Annotated in this window: 16 protein-coding genes; 5 read left to right on the plus strand and 11 right to left on the minus strand. The window is 68.6% G+C overall.

Annotated features, from left to right (window positions below):
* Window positions 1-91: 91 nt before the first annotated feature.
* The 3 genes from IE250_RS01885 to IE250_RS01895 form a co-directional block, all read right to left on the minus strand.
* On the minus strand, window positions 92-3145 hold the full coding sequence (locus IE250_RS01885; protein WP_229872055.1) for an RICIN domain-containing protein: 3054 nt from the start codon (window positions 3143-3145) through the stop codon (window positions 92-94).
* A 190-nt stretch (window positions 3146-3335) separates the two neighbouring features.
* The gene (locus IE250_RS01890; protein ID WP_189667564.1) at window positions 3336-3704 is read right to left on the minus strand and encodes a hypothetical protein; all 369 of its coding nucleotides are present in this window, start codon (window positions 3702-3704) and stop codon (window positions 3336-3338) included.
* Window positions 3705-3762: 58 nt separating this feature from the next.
* On the minus strand, window positions 3763-4071 hold the full coding sequence (locus IE250_RS01895) for a hypothetical protein (protein ID WP_229872056.1): 309 nt from the start codon (window positions 4069-4071) through the stop codon (window positions 3763-3765).
* Between IE250_RS01895 and IE250_RS01900 the strand changes: the two genes are divergently transcribed.
* Window positions 4070-4315 (plus strand): hypothetical protein, encoded by a 246-nt coding sequence (locus IE250_RS01900; RefSeq protein ID WP_189667566.1) that lies wholly within the window; start codon window positions 4070-4072, stop codon window positions 4313-4315. The genes IE250_RS01895 and IE250_RS01900 overlap by 2 nt on opposite strands.
* A 33-nt stretch (window positions 4316-4348) precedes the next feature.
* Here the strand turns inward: IE250_RS01900 and IE250_RS01905 are convergent, their stop codons facing one another.
* Window positions 4349-4765 (minus strand): hypothetical protein, encoded by a 417-nt coding sequence (locus IE250_RS01905; RefSeq protein ID WP_189667567.1) that lies wholly within the window; start codon window positions 4763-4765, stop codon window positions 4349-4351.
* A 140-nt stretch (window positions 4766-4905) separates the two neighbouring features.
* Between IE250_RS01905 and IE250_RS01910 the strand changes: the two genes are divergently transcribed.
* Window positions 4906-5043, plus strand: coding sequence for a hypothetical protein (locus IE250_RS01910; protein ID WP_189667568.1), 138 nt, complete (start codon window positions 4906-4908; stop codon window positions 5041-5043).
* Here IE250_RS01910 and IE250_RS01915 read toward each other — a convergent pair.
* The 5 genes from IE250_RS01915 to IE250_RS24765 form a co-directional block, all read right to left on the minus strand.
* Window positions 5033-6688 (minus strand): AbfB domain-containing protein, encoded by a 1656-nt coding sequence (locus IE250_RS01915; RefSeq protein WP_189667569.1) that lies wholly within the window; start codon window positions 6686-6688, stop codon window positions 5033-5035. The genes IE250_RS01910 and IE250_RS01915 overlap by 11 nt on opposite strands.
* 320 nt (window positions 6689-7008) lie before the next feature.
* Window positions 7009-7734: an AAA family ATPase gene (locus tag IE250_RS01920; RefSeq protein ID WP_189667570.1), complete on the minus strand. Its 726-nt coding sequence runs from the start codon at window positions 7732-7734 to the stop codon at window positions 7009-7011.
* A 57-nt stretch (window positions 7735-7791) separates the two neighbouring features.
* A complete protein-coding gene (locus IE250_RS01925; RefSeq protein WP_189667571.1) occupies window positions 7792-8628 on the minus strand; it encodes an HAD family hydrolase in 837 nt (278 codons plus the stop codon).
* Window positions 8625-8918 carry a hypothetical protein gene (locus IE250_RS01930; RefSeq protein ID WP_189667572.1) on the minus strand — a complete coding sequence of 98 codons (294 nt, stop codon included), beginning with the start codon at window positions 8916-8918 and terminating at the stop codon, window positions 8625-8627. The genes IE250_RS01925 and IE250_RS01930 overlap by 4 nt, the downstream gene beginning before the upstream one ends.
* A gap of 74 nt (window positions 8919-8992) precedes the next feature.
* Window positions 8993-9121: a hypothetical protein gene (locus tag IE250_RS24765; protein ID WP_268247766.1), complete on the minus strand. Its 129-nt coding sequence runs from the start codon at window positions 9119-9121 to the stop codon at window positions 8993-8995.
* A gap of 344 nt (window positions 9122-9465) precedes the next feature.
* On the opposite strand from IE250_RS24765, the gene IE250_RS01935 reads away from it, so the two are divergent.
* Window positions 9466-10698, plus strand: a complete 1233-nt coding sequence (locus IE250_RS01935; protein WP_189667573.1) for a helix-turn-helix domain-containing protein — start codon at window positions 9466-9468, stop codon at window positions 10696-10698.
* Between the two features lie 51 nt (window positions 10699-10749).
* On the opposite strand, the gene IE250_RS01940 is transcribed toward IE250_RS01935, so the two are convergent.
* Both IE250_RS01940 and IE250_RS01950 read right to left on the minus strand, forming a co-directional pair.
* Window positions 10750-11697 (minus strand): expansin EXLX1 family cellulose-binding protein, encoded by a 948-nt coding sequence (locus IE250_RS01940; protein WP_189667574.1) that lies wholly within the window; start codon window positions 11695-11697, stop codon window positions 10750-10752.
* Window positions 11698-12027: 330 nt separating this feature from the next.
* Entirely contained in the window at window positions 12028-12651 is a 624-nt protein-coding gene (locus IE250_RS01950; protein ID WP_189667575.1) for a hypothetical protein, read from the minus strand.
* Window positions 12652-13038: 387 nt separating this feature from the next.
* On the opposite strand from IE250_RS01950, the gene IE250_RS01955 reads away from it, so the two are divergent.
* Together IE250_RS01955 and IE250_RS01960 are read left to right on the plus strand one after the other, a co-directional pair.
* Window positions 13039-14040 carry a serine hydrolase domain-containing protein gene (locus IE250_RS01955; protein ID WP_189667576.1) on the plus strand — a complete coding sequence of 334 codons (1002 nt, stop codon included), beginning with the start codon at window positions 13039-13041 and terminating at the stop codon, window positions 14038-14040.
* Between the two features lie 70 nt (window positions 14041-14110).
* Window positions 14111-14488, plus strand: coding sequence for a hypothetical protein (locus IE250_RS01960; RefSeq protein WP_189667577.1), 378 nt, complete (start codon window positions 14111-14113; stop codon window positions 14486-14488).
* The last annotated feature ends 3 nt before the right edge of the window (window positions 14489-14491 follow it).

The raw sequence follows: 14491 nt of genomic DNA on the forward strand, positions 1-14491 counted from the left end.
TCGATTCGAATGCACGGTGATGGAGGTACGCGGGGACGGCGCCGGTCCGGGTTTGGCCGGCACCGTCCCTCGCACCCCTTTGTCTCGCGGATCAGTCGATGTTGACGACCTTCCACAGCTGGCTGTCGGCGTTCGTGTCCGTCGTCTGGACGAGTTGAGTGCCGCCCGAGGACACGTCGAGCACCTTGTCGCTGTTCACGTTCTTGATCTTGTAGTAGCCGTTTCCGGTGGCGACCAAGGTCCAGTGCTGGTTCGCGGCGTTGGTGTCGGACGACTGGATGACGGACGCGCCGTCCGCGGTGGAAGCACCACTGACGTCCATGAGCAGGGCACTGTTCCGGCTGACGATCTCGTAGCTGCCGTCACCCACCGGGACGAAGCGCCAGTTCTGGTTCCCGGCTCCGGAGTCGGTCCACTGGATGATGTTGGCTCCGGCGGTCAGCGATCCGCCTGACACATCGATGGCCTTGTTGCTGCTCTTGTTGACCACCTTGTAGTTGGCGTTCTTCGCGGGGAACTGGATGGAGGCGAACGCGTCCAGTGCGCAGACGGTGCTGGAGGCGGCGGTGTTCTTCGTCCCCGTGCACACCACCTTGATCGTGTGCGGGCCCGCGGCCAGGTTCGTCTTCTCGAACAGCGGCACCTGCTTCGTCACCGTCGGGGCGTAGGCGTCGATGCCCGCCTGGGCCAGGGTGCCGTCGATGTAGACGTCCACCTTGCCCATGTTCGGCTGCGTCATGCTCAGGTACCGCACGCCCGTGCCGGTGAACGAGAACTCGGCGTAGTTGCCCGCGGTGCTCGTGACCTTCTCGGACCCGTTCATGTCCTTCGTGTCGTTCCAGTTCGACCAGGTCCCGGAGTAGGTCACGCCCGCGGCCTTGTCGTCGACGTGGTTCCAGCGCTGCCGCACGAGGGCCTTCGACCCGGGGGACGCGTTGCCCTGGGCGTCCACGACGTAGAGCCGGTAGTCACCCGCCGTCTGCGGGACGCGGATGCTCGTCGAGGTGCCGCTCGCGCTGGTCATGGTGGGACCGGCGGCGAACGTCGTGGTACCGGCGGGAGCCAGCCACAGCGTCTTGGTCGCGTCCTTGGGGCTGCGCACCGGAATGGTCATCACGCCCGTGCCGGCGAACGTGCTCGCGGGCAGGGTGTAGTCCTGGAGAGCCACTCTGCTCTGGGGGACGAGGTTCTTGTAGGCGTCCTCCAGACCCGCGTTCAGGGCGATGCCGTACGCCTGCGACGGCCACACATTGTCCCCGTACCCCCGCACGTCCGTGATCGTGCTGTTCGGGACGTTCCTGCCGGCGATCTTGTTGACGGTGCCGTAGTTGTTGGTGATGCTCAGGTCGTGCTGCCGGCCCCAGGTGCCGGAGTTGACGGTGTACGCCAGGCCCGGGTCGACGTCGAACACGTTGTCGTGGTAGTTGATGAAGGCGGAGCCTTCATCGGGGTGCAGGCCGTACTTGTGGCCGGCCGGAACGCCCTGGATGTAGTTGCTGCTGATATCGGTTCCCGGCTGCTCTCCCAGGGTGTAGATGGGGGCGGAGTCGCCGAGCGTCTGCATCGTGTCGACGATCTGGTTGTAGCGGACGGTGTTGTTCTTTGCCGTGCTGGTCGGGTTCCCGGGATTGATGGAGTTCGTCGAACCGTCGAAGTTCCACCAGCCCCAGCCGAGGGTGACACCCGCCCACGGGGACTTCTCGATCCGGTTGTGCTCCACGGACAGGGAGTCCACGAAGTACGCCGACACCGGGCCGGAGGCCTCGAACAACGCCCCGCTGTCGTAGAGGTAGTTGTTCGTGATCGAGATGTTCTTGCAGATCCCTTCGACGTTCACCAGGTACTTCTCGTTGTTGGTCGAGGTGTAGTCCCCGATGTACACGTGCTGGGGGTGCCCCACGGTGATCGCGGAGCCGGCTATGTCATTCGTGACGTTGCCGGTCAGCTGCGAGTCCGTCACGTCGTTGATCATGTTGATTCCGTCGGCGCCCGTGTGCTGCACCGTGTTGCCCCGCAGGGTGATGCCGTCGGCGTTCTCGATCTGGATGATGCCCGGCGGCAGGTCGACGTTGCGGTAGGTGTAGGCGTGGAAGTTCTTCTTCGCGTACACGGTCGAGATGGTGTTGCCCTGCGTTGACTGCCGGAAGACGGAGCCCGCGACGTTGACCAGGTTCCAGTCGGAGTGCTCGACCGTGAGCCCAGAGAACGTGATGTTCCGCGCGTGGTCGGTCCTCGACGTGCCGGCGATCTTGAGGAGGGTGGAAACGTTGTTCGGCGCGAAGACCTCCGCCGTGGTCATGTCCTCGGAGCCGGACTTGTAGTAGTACACCGTGTGGGTGGTCTTGTTGAAGTAGAACTCGCCCGGCTCGTCCAGGAACTCGTACGCGTTCATGAACGTATGACTGCCGCCGGCTTTGAACGGGCCGTACGGCGGTGCCTGGGCGATGGCCGCACCCGGCTGCTGGAACAGGGCCACACGGTTGGCGCCGTCCGAGCTCGTGGTGATCTGACGGACGCCCACGATGGCCGTGGTCCAGGTCGTGGCCGACTTGATCTCGACGTCGTCCTGGTTGGCGGCGACGGCGGGCAGGTCGGAGAGGCTGTACTTGGCCCCGTCGCAATGTGAACCCGACTCCCAGGCCCAGGGGGCCTGGCCGGCCATGACCGAGTAGGTCCCGTAGCAGCCGGCCGAGGTGATCGTCTCGGACGCCATGGACGCGCGCTTGTCGTTGACATAGAGCGCACGGAGCTTGTTGGCGCGGTTGAGCGGGGCCTTCCAGATGTTCCCGCTGTGCTGCGTCCACCCGCTCACCTGGACGCCACCGTTGAGAACCGGTGTCTCACCGGCGTAGGCGGAGTAGAGCACCCGGTGGCCGTTCGTGCCCGAATCGCGCGACCCGAACTCGATCGTGCTCGTCACCGGGTAGTTCCCGCCACGCAGGTACACCTGGATGTCGCCGGTCATGTTCGAGCTGACCGTGCGAACCACGTCCCGCGCACGTTGCACCGTCCGGAACGGCGCCGTGATGGTGCCGGCGTTGGTGTCGTTGCCGGACGGCGAGACGTAGTACGTCGCCTGGGGGGCGGCTGCCGCCGACTGCGCGGAACCCGCGAGGAAGAGCGCGAACAACGTCAACGCCAGCAACGACGACAGTGTCCGCCTGGCACGAGAAAGTGAAGCCATATCGGTTCCTCTCGAGAATCTCCATTGATTCGGGCAGCCGCGGTCGCACGTGTCATCCCCGGCCTTGACGTCCGGGAGAGCACAGTGGGTCGGCTACGGCGCGTCAAAGGTATGACATGTGACGAGTGTCGTCAATGTCTTGAGCTGCACCTCAGCCCCGCAGCCGCACCAAGCCCACTGGCCCGAACGCACCCAGGTCCACGCAGACCGACCCCTGCCGCACCGCGCGCACCGCGAGCGCCACGGCGAGCCGCACGGTCTCGTCGTCCTCGCCGACGACGTCGGCCGTGCGCGGCGCGCGACGTGCACGTCGGTTGCGGTGAGTACGCCGGCGTCGTTGAAGGTGCGCAACAGCCCCGTCGCGCCCAGGGCCCGGCGGGCGTCGTGGGGGTCGTCGCTGGTCCAGCAGGTGGGTGTCGGGGTCGTAGCCGGGCAGCCGCCTGCGCAGGTAGCGGTGCAGCACCACGCCGTACAGCAGGGCCTGCAGCGGGAAGTGCGAGTGCAGCATGGCCTCGGCCATGCGGGGCCGCGAGCAAGTGGCAGGCCCTGGGCCGCCACGTCATCCAGGACCAGGCCGGCTACCAGATCTTCGCCCCCGTCACCGCCCGCATGGCTGGCCACGACGAAGACCCTGCTTCCTGGCGGCGTCTGGACCACGGGCGAAAGCCCGAACCGGACCATGCCTCCGCGGGCTCAGCAGCCAGAACATCGTCGGTGACCGCGAAGTCGTCGGGGACCTGGTCGGCGAACCGGAAGGTGACCAGCTTGCCTGAAGGTCCGGGCAGCTCGATCGACGGCGGGTCATACAGATCGTTGCCCTGCATAGGTACGAAGCCGCCGGGCACGTCGACGGGCCCTCCTCGCCGCGCCAGGCATGCTGTACCCATGCCGAAGACCTTGCCCTCGGGCCCCACCGTGATCAACGACGACAGCGAGGTGCGCTTCGTCGCCGGGGACGACCAGTTCGCGATCCGCCTCAAGGACGGGCACCTGCACGTGCGCGCTATCGACAACAGCGGCAACGAAGCCCAGCTCGCCGTGATCCCGACGTCGCGCAGCACCCTCAACCTGCAGATCGAGCATCCCATCGCACCAGGGCCGGTGGTGGTGGAAGGGCCGACGTTGCGCTGAGCCTTCGGGCAGGAGCCCTGTCAACTCGCCGGCTCAGCCGCGCTCCAGGACGGGGATGACCGCGCCCCCGACGAGCCACTGGCGCGTACCCGCGTTCTCGAGCCAAGCGGTGCGGTCGCCGGCCAGGCTCGCCGTCACCGACCCGCCCGGGAAGCCGGCCAGGTCAGGGCCGTCGTATCCGGAGGCCGACGCCGTCGCGCGATACAGGTAGGACACGTCCGCCAGGTTCTCGGCCGCGGTGTCGGTACTGGTCCACGAGACCAGGCCGCCCGACGCGCGGAGGTCGTCGACGACGCCGTCGGGGAGCTGCACGACGCTGTCGCCGTCACCGACACGGTCGAAGACGTAGAGGGCACCGGATCCGGCGCCGACAGGCATGACCGTCCACGCGATGACGTCGTCCGAGACGGCGACCTCGGACGACGAGTCGTGCTCGATCTCGAGAAGCACGGTACCGGTGACCTCCCCGCCGGCCAGGTCGTCGAACAGCCGGATCGACGTCGTGCTGGTTACGCCGGCGCCAGGGGTCAGGCCCCACAGCCGCGCGGCTCCGGTCGAGCACGGCGCGCTCGTCGAGCGCCGGCGGCTCGATGGCCTCCGCGCCCGCCCTGAGCAGGTCGCGCAGCCGGGCGAGCCCCCGCGAGTTCGCCGCCTTCACCGTGCCGACGGCGATGCCGAGCTCGCGGGCGACGTCCGCCTCGGGCAGGTCCAGCCCGGTCAGCTCGTGATTCGGAAGGTCGCGTCGGCGCGGCCGGTGGTAGTGGTGATCGGGTCGAGCTTCAGCAGGTAGTCGTAGTGGCGGATGTACCGGTCGGGGTGGGTGTGGGACCGGAACGAGGTCCACGAGCCGTCGGCCAGGCCCGGCACGGGGTGGAAGGTGGCGTCGGCGGCGAACACGGAGGAGCCGTTGTTGGGATCCAGCCGGAAGTCGTAGCTGTAGTGGCGCAGGTAGTAGCCGGGGACGTTCGCCGCCTCGAAGGAGACCCCGGTCTTGTCGGCGAGGCCGGGCACGAGTCGGAACTGCGCGTCGGCGGCGGGGCTGATCGAGGCGTCCAAGCGGACGTCGTAGTAGGCGTGCCGCACGTGTCGATCTTGGAGGTTGTAGGACTGTAACCGGTTGAGCGCGACCGGCTTCCGTTCTTGCACGTAGGCGAGGGTGCCGAGGCCGAGTGAGTCGAAACCGCCGGAGGTGGAGCCGTAGTCGCCCCCGCCGCCTTCGGGCCGGATCTTGCCGAGCATCTCCCACACGTTGGGCATGGCGCGGCCGAGCCGGCCGTAGTAATGGGAGTAGACCAGTTCCCACACCGGCCGTCCCTGGCCGCGTCCCCCTTCACCGATCACGGTCTGCTCGTTGTAGGCGCAGTTGTGGCCGTTGTACCAGACGAACTTGGTGAAGGGCACGTCGTGCCCGTTGTTGTAGCGGGCGACGTACTCGGCGGCCTTGGCGAACGCGTGGTCGCGGGCGGAGTAGAGGTCGACGCCCTGGTTCCAGGCCATCTCCATGAACTCGGCCATCAATCCGATGCCCATCATCGAGTGGGCCTGGTCGCGACCGGACTCCTGCCACTGGGCGAGGTCGCCGTGGATGAAGGGGACCACGTGCTGGATCGAGCCTTGGCCCTTGCCGTTCCAGAAGTACTCGATCGCCTCGTCGACTTTGGCCTGGTCGTCGTTGAAGATGCCGATGGCCAGGATCGCGGCCATGTTGCACAGGTCCCAGTTCGCCCAGTAGTGACCGTCGCAGGTGCCGTGGCGGCGGACGAGGAAGTCGTTGTTCAACGGGTAGAACACGTTGGCGAGCATCGACTGGAACCGGGCCCGATCGAAACCGGGTTCGCCGCGCACGAGCTCGGCGGCGTTGGCCGCCTGATAGCCGTAGATGCCGGCCGCCAGGGAGGTCTCGGTCCAGCCGCCGATCTCCCTCAGGGTCCCCGACCAGGCGTTGAGGATCCGGATCGCCGCGTCGCGGTGGGCGGTGTCGCCGCTGATCTTCCAGCGCAGCCCGTTCTGGTAGGCCGCGTGCATGTCGTTCATGAGCAGCCAATAGTTCTCGGGATCGGTGCCGTTGTTGCCGCGGATGATCCTTTCGACCGCCCGGGGCTGCCAGCTGGAGAAGGAGTGCGAGTTGTTGGTCAGCCGGTTCCAGCCGGAGATCCACGGCTCCCGGTTCGCCTGGACGGTGCTCCGCATCCGGTCGAAGTCGTCGGCCTGGAGCAGCAGCCCGGGGTGGGTGAAGGACTGTGCTTGGGCGATACCGATCCCGCCGGCTCCGGCGGCCGCCAAGCCGCCGGCGACGACGATCGCTCCCCTGAAGAGGTTCCGCCGCCCGAAGCTCGGGCCGCGGCCGGACTCGGTCTGATGTAGGTCGGACATGGTGCTCCTTTGCGCCATGCGGTGAACGACGCCGGCCACCGCAGTCCTAGGACGGTCGACACGGGTACGCCGCCTGGGATAACGATATCCCCGCGTTGTACATGTTTCAATATCTGGCGCAAGTTTCATCAGATCTTTCACGTCCCGCACTGCGGCGATCGGGACGTGTGCGGATCGCACACTCTGACAACGCGACCATATACATCTGACGTTTCCAGTCGCCCGATCGATCCGAGGTGCAGATCCGGATCGACGGTCTCCGCGGACGGCGCCGGACCGCGTCCCCTGCACTGGGAGCGGGTGCTGATCCGACCAACCGATCAGGTAGCGTCGAAGAACCGATCGGGCCGCCCGAGGAATCTCTTCCACAGAGCCACCGACTCCAGCTCTGCCCACTTGCGTTCGGCGACACCGTGCTCGGTCATCTCCAGGATCTGCGCCCCGGGCAGAGCCGCGACCATCGGCGAGTGCGTCGCGTAGATGACCTGCGTGGCACGCTCGGCCGCGACGTCCTGCAGGCGGTACAGCAGCTGCAGGGTCGACTCGAACGACAGCGGTCCCTCGGCCTCGTCCAGGAGATACAAGCCAGGCCCGCTGAACCGCCCGAGGATTGCCTGGAGGTAGGACTCGCCGTGGCTGACCTCCCAGGACGGCTTGTCGCCGTAGCCGGGCATTCCGGCGCCGGTCATGTATTCGAGCATCCCGAAGGCGGTCTCGGCCCGCAGGTAGAAACCCTTTGCGTTGCGTCGGGTCATCCCCGACCCGACCGAGGTGCGGTCCAGCATGATCGCCTCGCCCAGGGGGCTCCTCTCCAGGGTGCTGGCGTACTTCCGGCCGCCATGGCCGCCGCGGACGTCCAGCCCGTACCCTTCGGCGATCGCTTCCAGCAGGGTGGACTTGCCGCTGCCGTTGGCGCCCATGAGGACCACGATGCTGCTGTTGAGGCGCACGCCGTGGGCAGCGATCTCAGCAACGGCCGGGACCGTCCACGGCCAGACGCCTTCCTCGACCAGGGCGGGCTTGACCTGCACTCCCTCGATCAGCATCGCACCAGGCTAGCGACACCGAGCACGAGGTGACGCGACAAGAGCGCCCGCGGGCATTCAGAGGGTGCGACCCGCCGAATGATCAGGCGTCGGCAGCAGCGAGGCCAGCACGGTCGCGGCGCCGTTCTCGGTGATCGTCCCGGTGACCTCGTCGGCGGCCGAGCGGACGGTCGCGGACGCGTGGCCCATCGCGACGCCACGGGCGGCCCAGATCAGGGCTTCGACGTCGTCGGCCCCGTCGCCGACCGCGACCGTAGCCTCCTCCGGGACTCCGAGCTTCGTCCGGAGGAACTCCAGGGCCGTGGCTTTCGAGACGCCGACGCCGGTGACGTCGAGCCAGTCCGGACCGGCCGGCGTGACCGTCATCCCGGTTGTGCGCAGCGCGTCCAGATGACGCCTGATCCCGGAACCGGACAGCACTACCCGCACGGCGTGTGCCGCGCTCAGGTCCGCGACCGAGGTGCTCTCGTGCTCTCCGTGGAGGGCGTCCGGGTCGAACAGCCCGCTGACCCGCCATCCCCAACCGGGTTCTTCGACCGCCACGCAGACCTCCGGTGCGAGCTGTTTCGCGCGACGGATCACAGGGTCGGGATCGAACAACCGGGCGCGCAGGTACCGGTGCCCGTCCGGCGCGTCGGGGTCGAGGCGGATCGCGAGCGCACCGTTGGACGCCACCGCGTATCCGTCGGTGAGTCCGAGCCGGGCGGCGACGGGCATGAGACCGGCCAGCGACCGGCCGGTCGCCAGGACGAGGTGATGTCCGGCGGCGCGGGCCAGGTCGATCGCCTGGCGCACCTCGCGGCTGATGTGCCCGTTGGGGTGCATCAGCGTGCCGTCGATGTCCAGCGCCACCAGGCTCGGCGTCGTCCAGGCGTTCGTGGGCGTGCTGCTCATGCGGAAGCCAGCCCCGCCACGGCTGACCTCGAGCACGATCTTCTGGGCCGACCGGGCCGCACGGTCGGCCGTGGGACCGCTCCCAGCAGCACGCATCGGATGCCGTGCTGCTCGAGCTCGGAGGCCAGGCGCGTGGAGGCGGCGGCGAGCCGGGACCTGCTGAGGAGGACCACAACAGCGGCGCCGAGCTGACGGGCTGCGTCCGCGACCTGGCTGGTGGTCAGCCGGTCACCGTGGTCATGCAGGACGTCCGCCAGGGCGAGGCCCTCGGCCACGACATACCTGGTCACCTCCGCACGCTGCCGCTTCACCAAGAGGTCATCGGCACCGTAGACGTGTCCGATGGCGACCGGCCTCGGCGCGTTCACGAGTCGACGCCGATCGCGCGAACCTCGAAGCGGACGTCCGGGCCGAAGAGGTGGCTAGCCGCAGTACGCGCGTCGCGGTTGTTCCGGATGTCGTACACCCGTGCGCTGAGATAGGCCGTTGGCATCTCGAATTCGCCGTTCGTGGTGACGCGGTGTGCTGTGACTTCCCACATGGTTCTTGCTTCCCTTGCTCAGTGCGGATAGACGTTCCGCGCGTGGCGCTCTGCTGCGGTGAGCTCGTGACGCACGGCCTGCCATACTGCGGCGCCCAGTGTCATCACCAGGGCCGCGAGGGTGAGCGTTAACATCTCGGGCCAGCCTTCCCGGCCGAAGGCACGTCCGATCCGTGGTAGCGCTTCCATCGCGAACGACGCTAGGGCACCAGGGAGGTGCGGGCTGCTACACACGTAGCAGTTTGAGGCCCCTTTCGTTATCCTCGTCCGCCCGCAGCCCGCCTATCGTTGAAGACATGGCAGGGGATGCGGACCTGTTGCGTGGCGTGGGAGCGGCGATCGCCGCCCACCGTCGCGCCGTAGGCGTGACGCAGCTCTCGCTCGCCGAGCGCATAGGCAGGTCCGTCCAGTGGGTCTCCGCCGTGGAGCAGGGCCGCCGGCACGCCGAGCGGCTCACGGACCTGGTCCAGATCGCATCGGTGGTCGGCTGCACCCTCGATGACCTGATCGGCAGGCCCCTGGACACCCTGACTCCCGGTGCCGGCCACTCGCAGGCCGATACCGTGACCGCGCTGCGCGAGGTCATCATGCGCTCGGCCGGACCGATCTCCGTCGTTGACCCGGCACCCGACCTGGCTGAGGTGGCCGCCCGCGTCGACGAGGCCTGGAGGATCTGGCACGAGTCGCCGTCCGCGCACCGTGCGGTAGGCGCGGTCCTTCCCGCGCTCGTGGCTGACGCTCACGCCGCCCATGCGACGTCCTCGGACCAGGCGCGCGGTGCTCGAACCCTGGCGGGTGCCTACCAGATCGCGCGACAGTGGCTGCACCATGTCCCGTCCGGAGACCTGGGATGGGTAGTGGCGGACCGCGCCGCCCACATAGCCCGCGCGGCGGACGACCCGTACCTCATCGCGTTGTCCGCCTGGGCCCTGTCGGGCACGTACCGGAGCGCCGGTCACCACGACGAGGCGACCCGGATCTGCCTCGTCTCCGCCGACGAGCTCCACGCCCGCATCGACCCGGCGAACCCACGCAAGGACCTCCTTGGCGCGTACGGGATGCTGCACCTGGCAGCGGCGGTCTGCGCCGCGCAGTCCGCTCAGGACGGCCGCGCCTGGGCGCTGCACCGCGTCGCGCGGGATGCCGCTGATGCCCTCGGGCGGGACTACTGCGACCCGTGGACCAAGTTCGGTTCCGGGAACGTCGACATCCATGCGCTGGCGATCAGCGCCGCGCTCGGGCGTCCGGACGACGTCGTCGAGCTGTCAGCTCGGCTCGACCTGGACAGCATGCCGAGCGTGGAGCGCAGGTCGGCCGCGCTGATCTCCATGGCTCGCAGTCTCGTGCGACGTGGTGAGGACGAGTCCGCGGCGCTGGTCCTGCTGGAGGCCGAGAGGGTCTCGTCAGACGGGGTCCACAACTCAACGATCGTCCGTGAGTTGTTGCACGAGCTGATCGTTCGCGACCGCGCCCGCGCCCGCCCGCACGTGCGCGGCCTCGCCCGCCGCGGAAGTCTGCTCGCGGTATGACCGAAGCATTCCGTTCTGCCACCGCCTCGCGGTGCTGGGCGGGGCGCGTCCTCAGTGCTGGGCGAACTGGACCCCGGTCGGCTGCACGACGTCCGCGCGCACCGGGAGTCCTCTGACGGTCAGCCGTTCGCCGTAGATGTCCGTGATCCTGATATCGCCGCCGCAACCGCTGCCGTTCTCGGAGAGGAAGTAGTTGTACCCGGTACGGGGCAACGCCCGCCAGCCGTCCCCGGCGTCGACCTCCAGCTTCGCGACCGGGTTCCGGTGGTCGATCGCCTGGATGCCGCACCACCACTGGCTCGACCCGTCCTTGTACCGGATGGAGATCGTGCCGGCAGAACCGGGGCTCAGCAGGTTCCAGGTGACCGGGATCCGGCCGAGCATCGGATCGGCGAGCTCGGCGAACGCCTGCTTGCTGAGGTCGAGCTGCCCGGGTGCGCAGGGCAGGGGGCACACGTTGGTGACGCGCACCGTGACGGAGTTGCCGTTCGCCGCACGGACGAGCACGTAGGCGCCGCACGCCCTGGAGGTCTCGTAGTCGGTCTCGTTCATCGCCACGACCATCATGTCGTCGCTCGGGCCGAAGCTGCAGGCGCCGTTGCCGTCTCCGGCCTCGTAGACGGTGGCGTCGCCCTCGTACGTGGTCCCGGGGCCGATCCGTCCCGCGGACACGGCGGTGGTCGACGGCGGCGGCGGGGTCGCGGTGGGCGACGGCCGCGCCGCCTTGGCGGATGCCTTGGCTTTCGGAGTCGGGCTGGCTGTGGGGGTCGGGCTGCCTGAGGGGGTCGGTGTGCCCGTCGCGGTGGTGGTCGGGTCGCTCACCTGCGGGGTGCCGTTGACAGGAACGACCTCGGTCCGCGCGGTGTCGACCGCGCCGTCGAATAGCGGCGTCATGACCGAGTACAAGAGAACGCCCACGACGGTCAGCGCGACCGCGGCGCCCCATATGAGCCGGTATCTGCGCCCGCCTTGCCGCGCGGCGTGCCTCACTGTCTTCATGCTGGTCCGTTCGAGTAGGCGCTGCGCAGTTCACTGACCACAAGCCGCGCAAAGGGTACCAACGGTTCATCACTGGTCGAGGTCATGGGGCCATGGGGCCATGGGCCATGGGGCCATGGGCGAATTTCCTCACCCGTCAGCCACGGTCGCGCGGCTGGTCCCGCTCTGACGATCCCCGGGCCGAACTCAAGGAACGGTTCTCCCGCTCCTCCGCCCCCGGCGGCCAACGGGTGAACACGATGGATTCGCCTGTCGAGCTGTCCTGGGATGCCGCTTCGTTCGCCGTCCTGAGCGCCGCGCAGCGCCGGCGCACACGCGCCTCCCGATTGACTACTTCCAGAGGGTCGCGGAGAACTCCACGCTTCCGGGCGAGCTCTCGGCATCGACCTTCGTGACCGTCAGCCGCGCAACTCCGTCCTCCGTGGTGAGGAGGCAGATCACGTCGCCGACCGCGAGAAATTCGAGCGTGACGTCAGAGTCGTCCGAGCCGTTCGCGCCCTCCCGACACTCCGCGGGGTCGGCCGGCGCGCTCACCTTGCTGTACCACGTGCCGGTTCGGGACCAGGCGAGCTCGTCGCCGTGGAAGGTGCCGTAAGTACCGATGTCGCCGAGGGGCCCGCCCTTCGACCGTGTCTCGTCCCACTCGGAGGAGAGCATCGTGTCCGCGGCCGGAGCGTCATCAAGTTCGACGAAGGCGATACGCCCGCTCTCGTCGGAACCGACCAGGGCGACCCGCTGGTCGGCGTAGACGGTACTCGCGGGCGCGGGTTCGACAGGTCGCGTGCTCGGCGGCGACGTCGGTTCCGTTGTCTGGAGCTGGGCTATCTCTGCGTCACGCTCTTGGACCTCCGCCTGCAGTCCCTCGTTCTCTCCGGACAGGTCCTCGACTGAAGTCTGGAGATCGTCGATCTTCTCGTTCAAGACGTCGATCGGCCGGTTGTCGACCGCGGGCACGATGATGGTCTCGTTGCTGATGCCGATGAACGCAGCGACGATCGTCGCGACCGCGGTCGCCGCAGCGCCGATGAGGCCACCGATCGTCTGCTCGGAAAACTTGGATCGGCGCCGAGGAGGCTCCGCAGAGCCGCCCTTCGGCCGCTTGACGGGAGGCGGATCGCCCGCGGGCGGGTCTGCGGTTGGCGGATCAGTCTCCGACGTGACGGACATATGGCCTCAATCTCTACGTGTCGGGATAGAGCGGCGCAAGCCAGTCAACCGGAGTCGAGAGGTTGGCGCCACCACTGGAGGCCCGGATCGCGGGTGGTTTCTCGGGCCCGTGCCGACCTGCCCGACAGCCTTAAAGGGATCCGTGGATGGAGCTGCGCGCGTAGCGTCGGCGGCATGGAGCTCAAGGAGCAGGTGCTCGACGAGGCAGCGGCCAAGGCGTCGTTCAGCGGGATCGTCACCGTCGACGTCGGCGACCGCCGCGAAGTTGAGCGTTGCTACGGGTTCGCCCACCGGGCGCTGCGGGTCCCGAACACCGCCGGCACACGGTTTGCCATCGCCAGCGGCAGCAAGGTGTTCACTGCGCTCGCCGTCCTCCGACTCGTCGAACAGGGCGTGCTGGGCCTCGGCGACCGCGTTCGCCCGCTGCTCGGCGACGATCTGCCGCTCATCGACGACGACGTCACGGTCGAGCAGCTGCTCACCCACACGTCCGGCATCGGCGACTACCTCGACGAGGAGGCCGAATGGGACGCCGCCGACTACGTCCTGCCGGTGCCCGTGCACACGCTCGCCGAGACGGAAGCGTTCGTGCCCGTCCTCGACGGCTACCCGCAGGCGTTCCCGCCCGGCGAGCGGTTCGCCTACAACAATGGCGGATACGTAGTCCTGGCCCTGCTGGCCGAACGGGCGAGCGGGCGCGGCTTCCACGAGCTCGTCGAGCAGGACGTGTGCGACCGAGCGCGGCTGGCGGCGACTCGGTTCCTGCGTTCCGACGAGCTGCCCGGCGACGCCGCGCTCGGCTACCTGCACGCCACCGGCTACCGCACGAACGTGCTGCACCTTCCCGTCCGCGGAAACGGCGACGGTGGCATCTACACCACCGCCAACGATCTGCACACGTTCTGGCAGGCACTGACGGCAGGCCGCATCGTGTCGCCCGGGACGGTCGCCGAGATGAGCCGGCCCCGCCACGACGTGCCGGCCGAGAACCTCCGCTACGGCCTGGGCCTGTGGCTGCACCACAGCGGGCCGGCCCTGGTCATCGAGGGCTACGACGCCGGCGTCTCGTTCCGCTCGACGCACGACCCCCGGACGCGGACCACCGCCACCGTCGTCGGCAACACCTCAGAGGGCGCGTGGCCGGTCATAGGCGCCGTCGCGCCGCTCTTCGACTGACGCCACACGTGTCCCCGGGTGCACCCTGAGCGACCGGGAGGCGGAGCTCCTGGCGCTGGTCTACGGGGCCGTGACCACGCCGCGCGCGGCGAAGAAGCTGCTCACGCTGTACCAGCTGGTCCGGTTCGCGACGAGGCCCGACGGCGACTTGCGGCCCGCCGCCCTCCTGCTGGCCCTGCTCGTGGGCGCTCCCGAGCAGACCGCGCAACTACTCGGCGAGCTCGAGGACCGGGCCGACGCCGCGCACCTCACCGCCGTGATCGAGACCCTGGGCGGCCAGCACGCGTCCGCAGGCCACGAGCGGTGCGCCGCGTGCGCGGCATGGCGGCGGATGCACGGCGTCGCGGAGCGCGCAGCTGCCGCGGGAGTCCCCGCCGAGGTGGGCAGTTACCGCGCGTGGGTGCGCGAGGTGGCGCGGTTCAGCTTCCACACGACGGAGCGGCACTGACCT

Origin of the sequence: Promicromonospora soli (assembly GCF_014653785.1) — a bacterium.
Taxonomy (GTDB): Bacteria; Actinomycetota; Actinomycetes; order Actinomycetales; family Cellulomonadaceae; genus Promicromonospora; species Promicromonospora soli.

What these genes read in the sequence shown, in the direction of transcription:
- IE250_RS01940 (WP_189667574.1), bottom strand. Translation starts at nt 11,697, where the DNA reads ATGAAGACAGTGAGGCACGCCGCGCGGCAAGGCGGGCGCAGATACCGG.
- IE250_RS24765 (WP_268247766.1), bottom strand. Translation starts at nt 9,121, where the DNA reads ATGCCAACGGCCTATCTCAGCGCACGGGTGTACGACATCCGGAACAAC.
- IE250_RS01920 (WP_189667570.1), bottom strand. Translation starts at nt 7,734, where the DNA reads ATGCTGATCGAGGGAGTGCAGGTCAAGCCCGCCCTGGTCGAGGAAGGC.
- IE250_RS01955 (WP_189667576.1), top strand. Translation starts at nt 13,039, where the DNA reads ATGGAGCTCAAGGAGCAGGTGCTCGACGAGGCAGCGGCCAAGGCGTCG.
- IE250_RS01925 (WP_189667571.1), bottom strand. Translation starts at nt 8,628, where the DNA reads ATGAGCAGCACGCCCACGAACGCCTGGACGACGCCGAGCCTGGTGGCG.
- IE250_RS01895 (WP_229872056.1), bottom strand. Translation starts at nt 4,071, where the DNA reads ATGGGTACAGCATGCCTGGCGCGGCGAGGAGGGCCCGTCGACGTGCCC.
- IE250_RS01935 (WP_189667573.1), top strand. Translation starts at nt 9,466, where the DNA reads ATGGCAGGGGATGCGGACCTGTTGCGTGGCGTGGGAGCGGCGATCGCC.
- IE250_RS01890 (WP_189667564.1), bottom strand. Translation starts at nt 3,704, where the DNA reads ATGGCCGAGGCCATGCTGCACTCGCACTTCCCGCTGCAGGCCCTGCTG.
- IE250_RS01915 (WP_189667569.1), bottom strand. Translation starts at nt 6,688, where the DNA reads ATGTCCGACCTACATCAGACCGAGTCCGGCCGCGGCCCGAGCTTCGGG.
- IE250_RS01900 (WP_189667566.1), top strand. Translation starts at nt 4,070, where the DNA reads ATGCCGAAGACCTTGCCCTCGGGCCCCACCGTGATCAACGACGACAGC.
- IE250_RS01910 (WP_189667568.1), top strand. Translation starts at nt 4,906, where the DNA reads ATGGCCTCCGCGCCCGCCCTGAGCAGGTCGCGCAGCCGGGCGAGCCCC.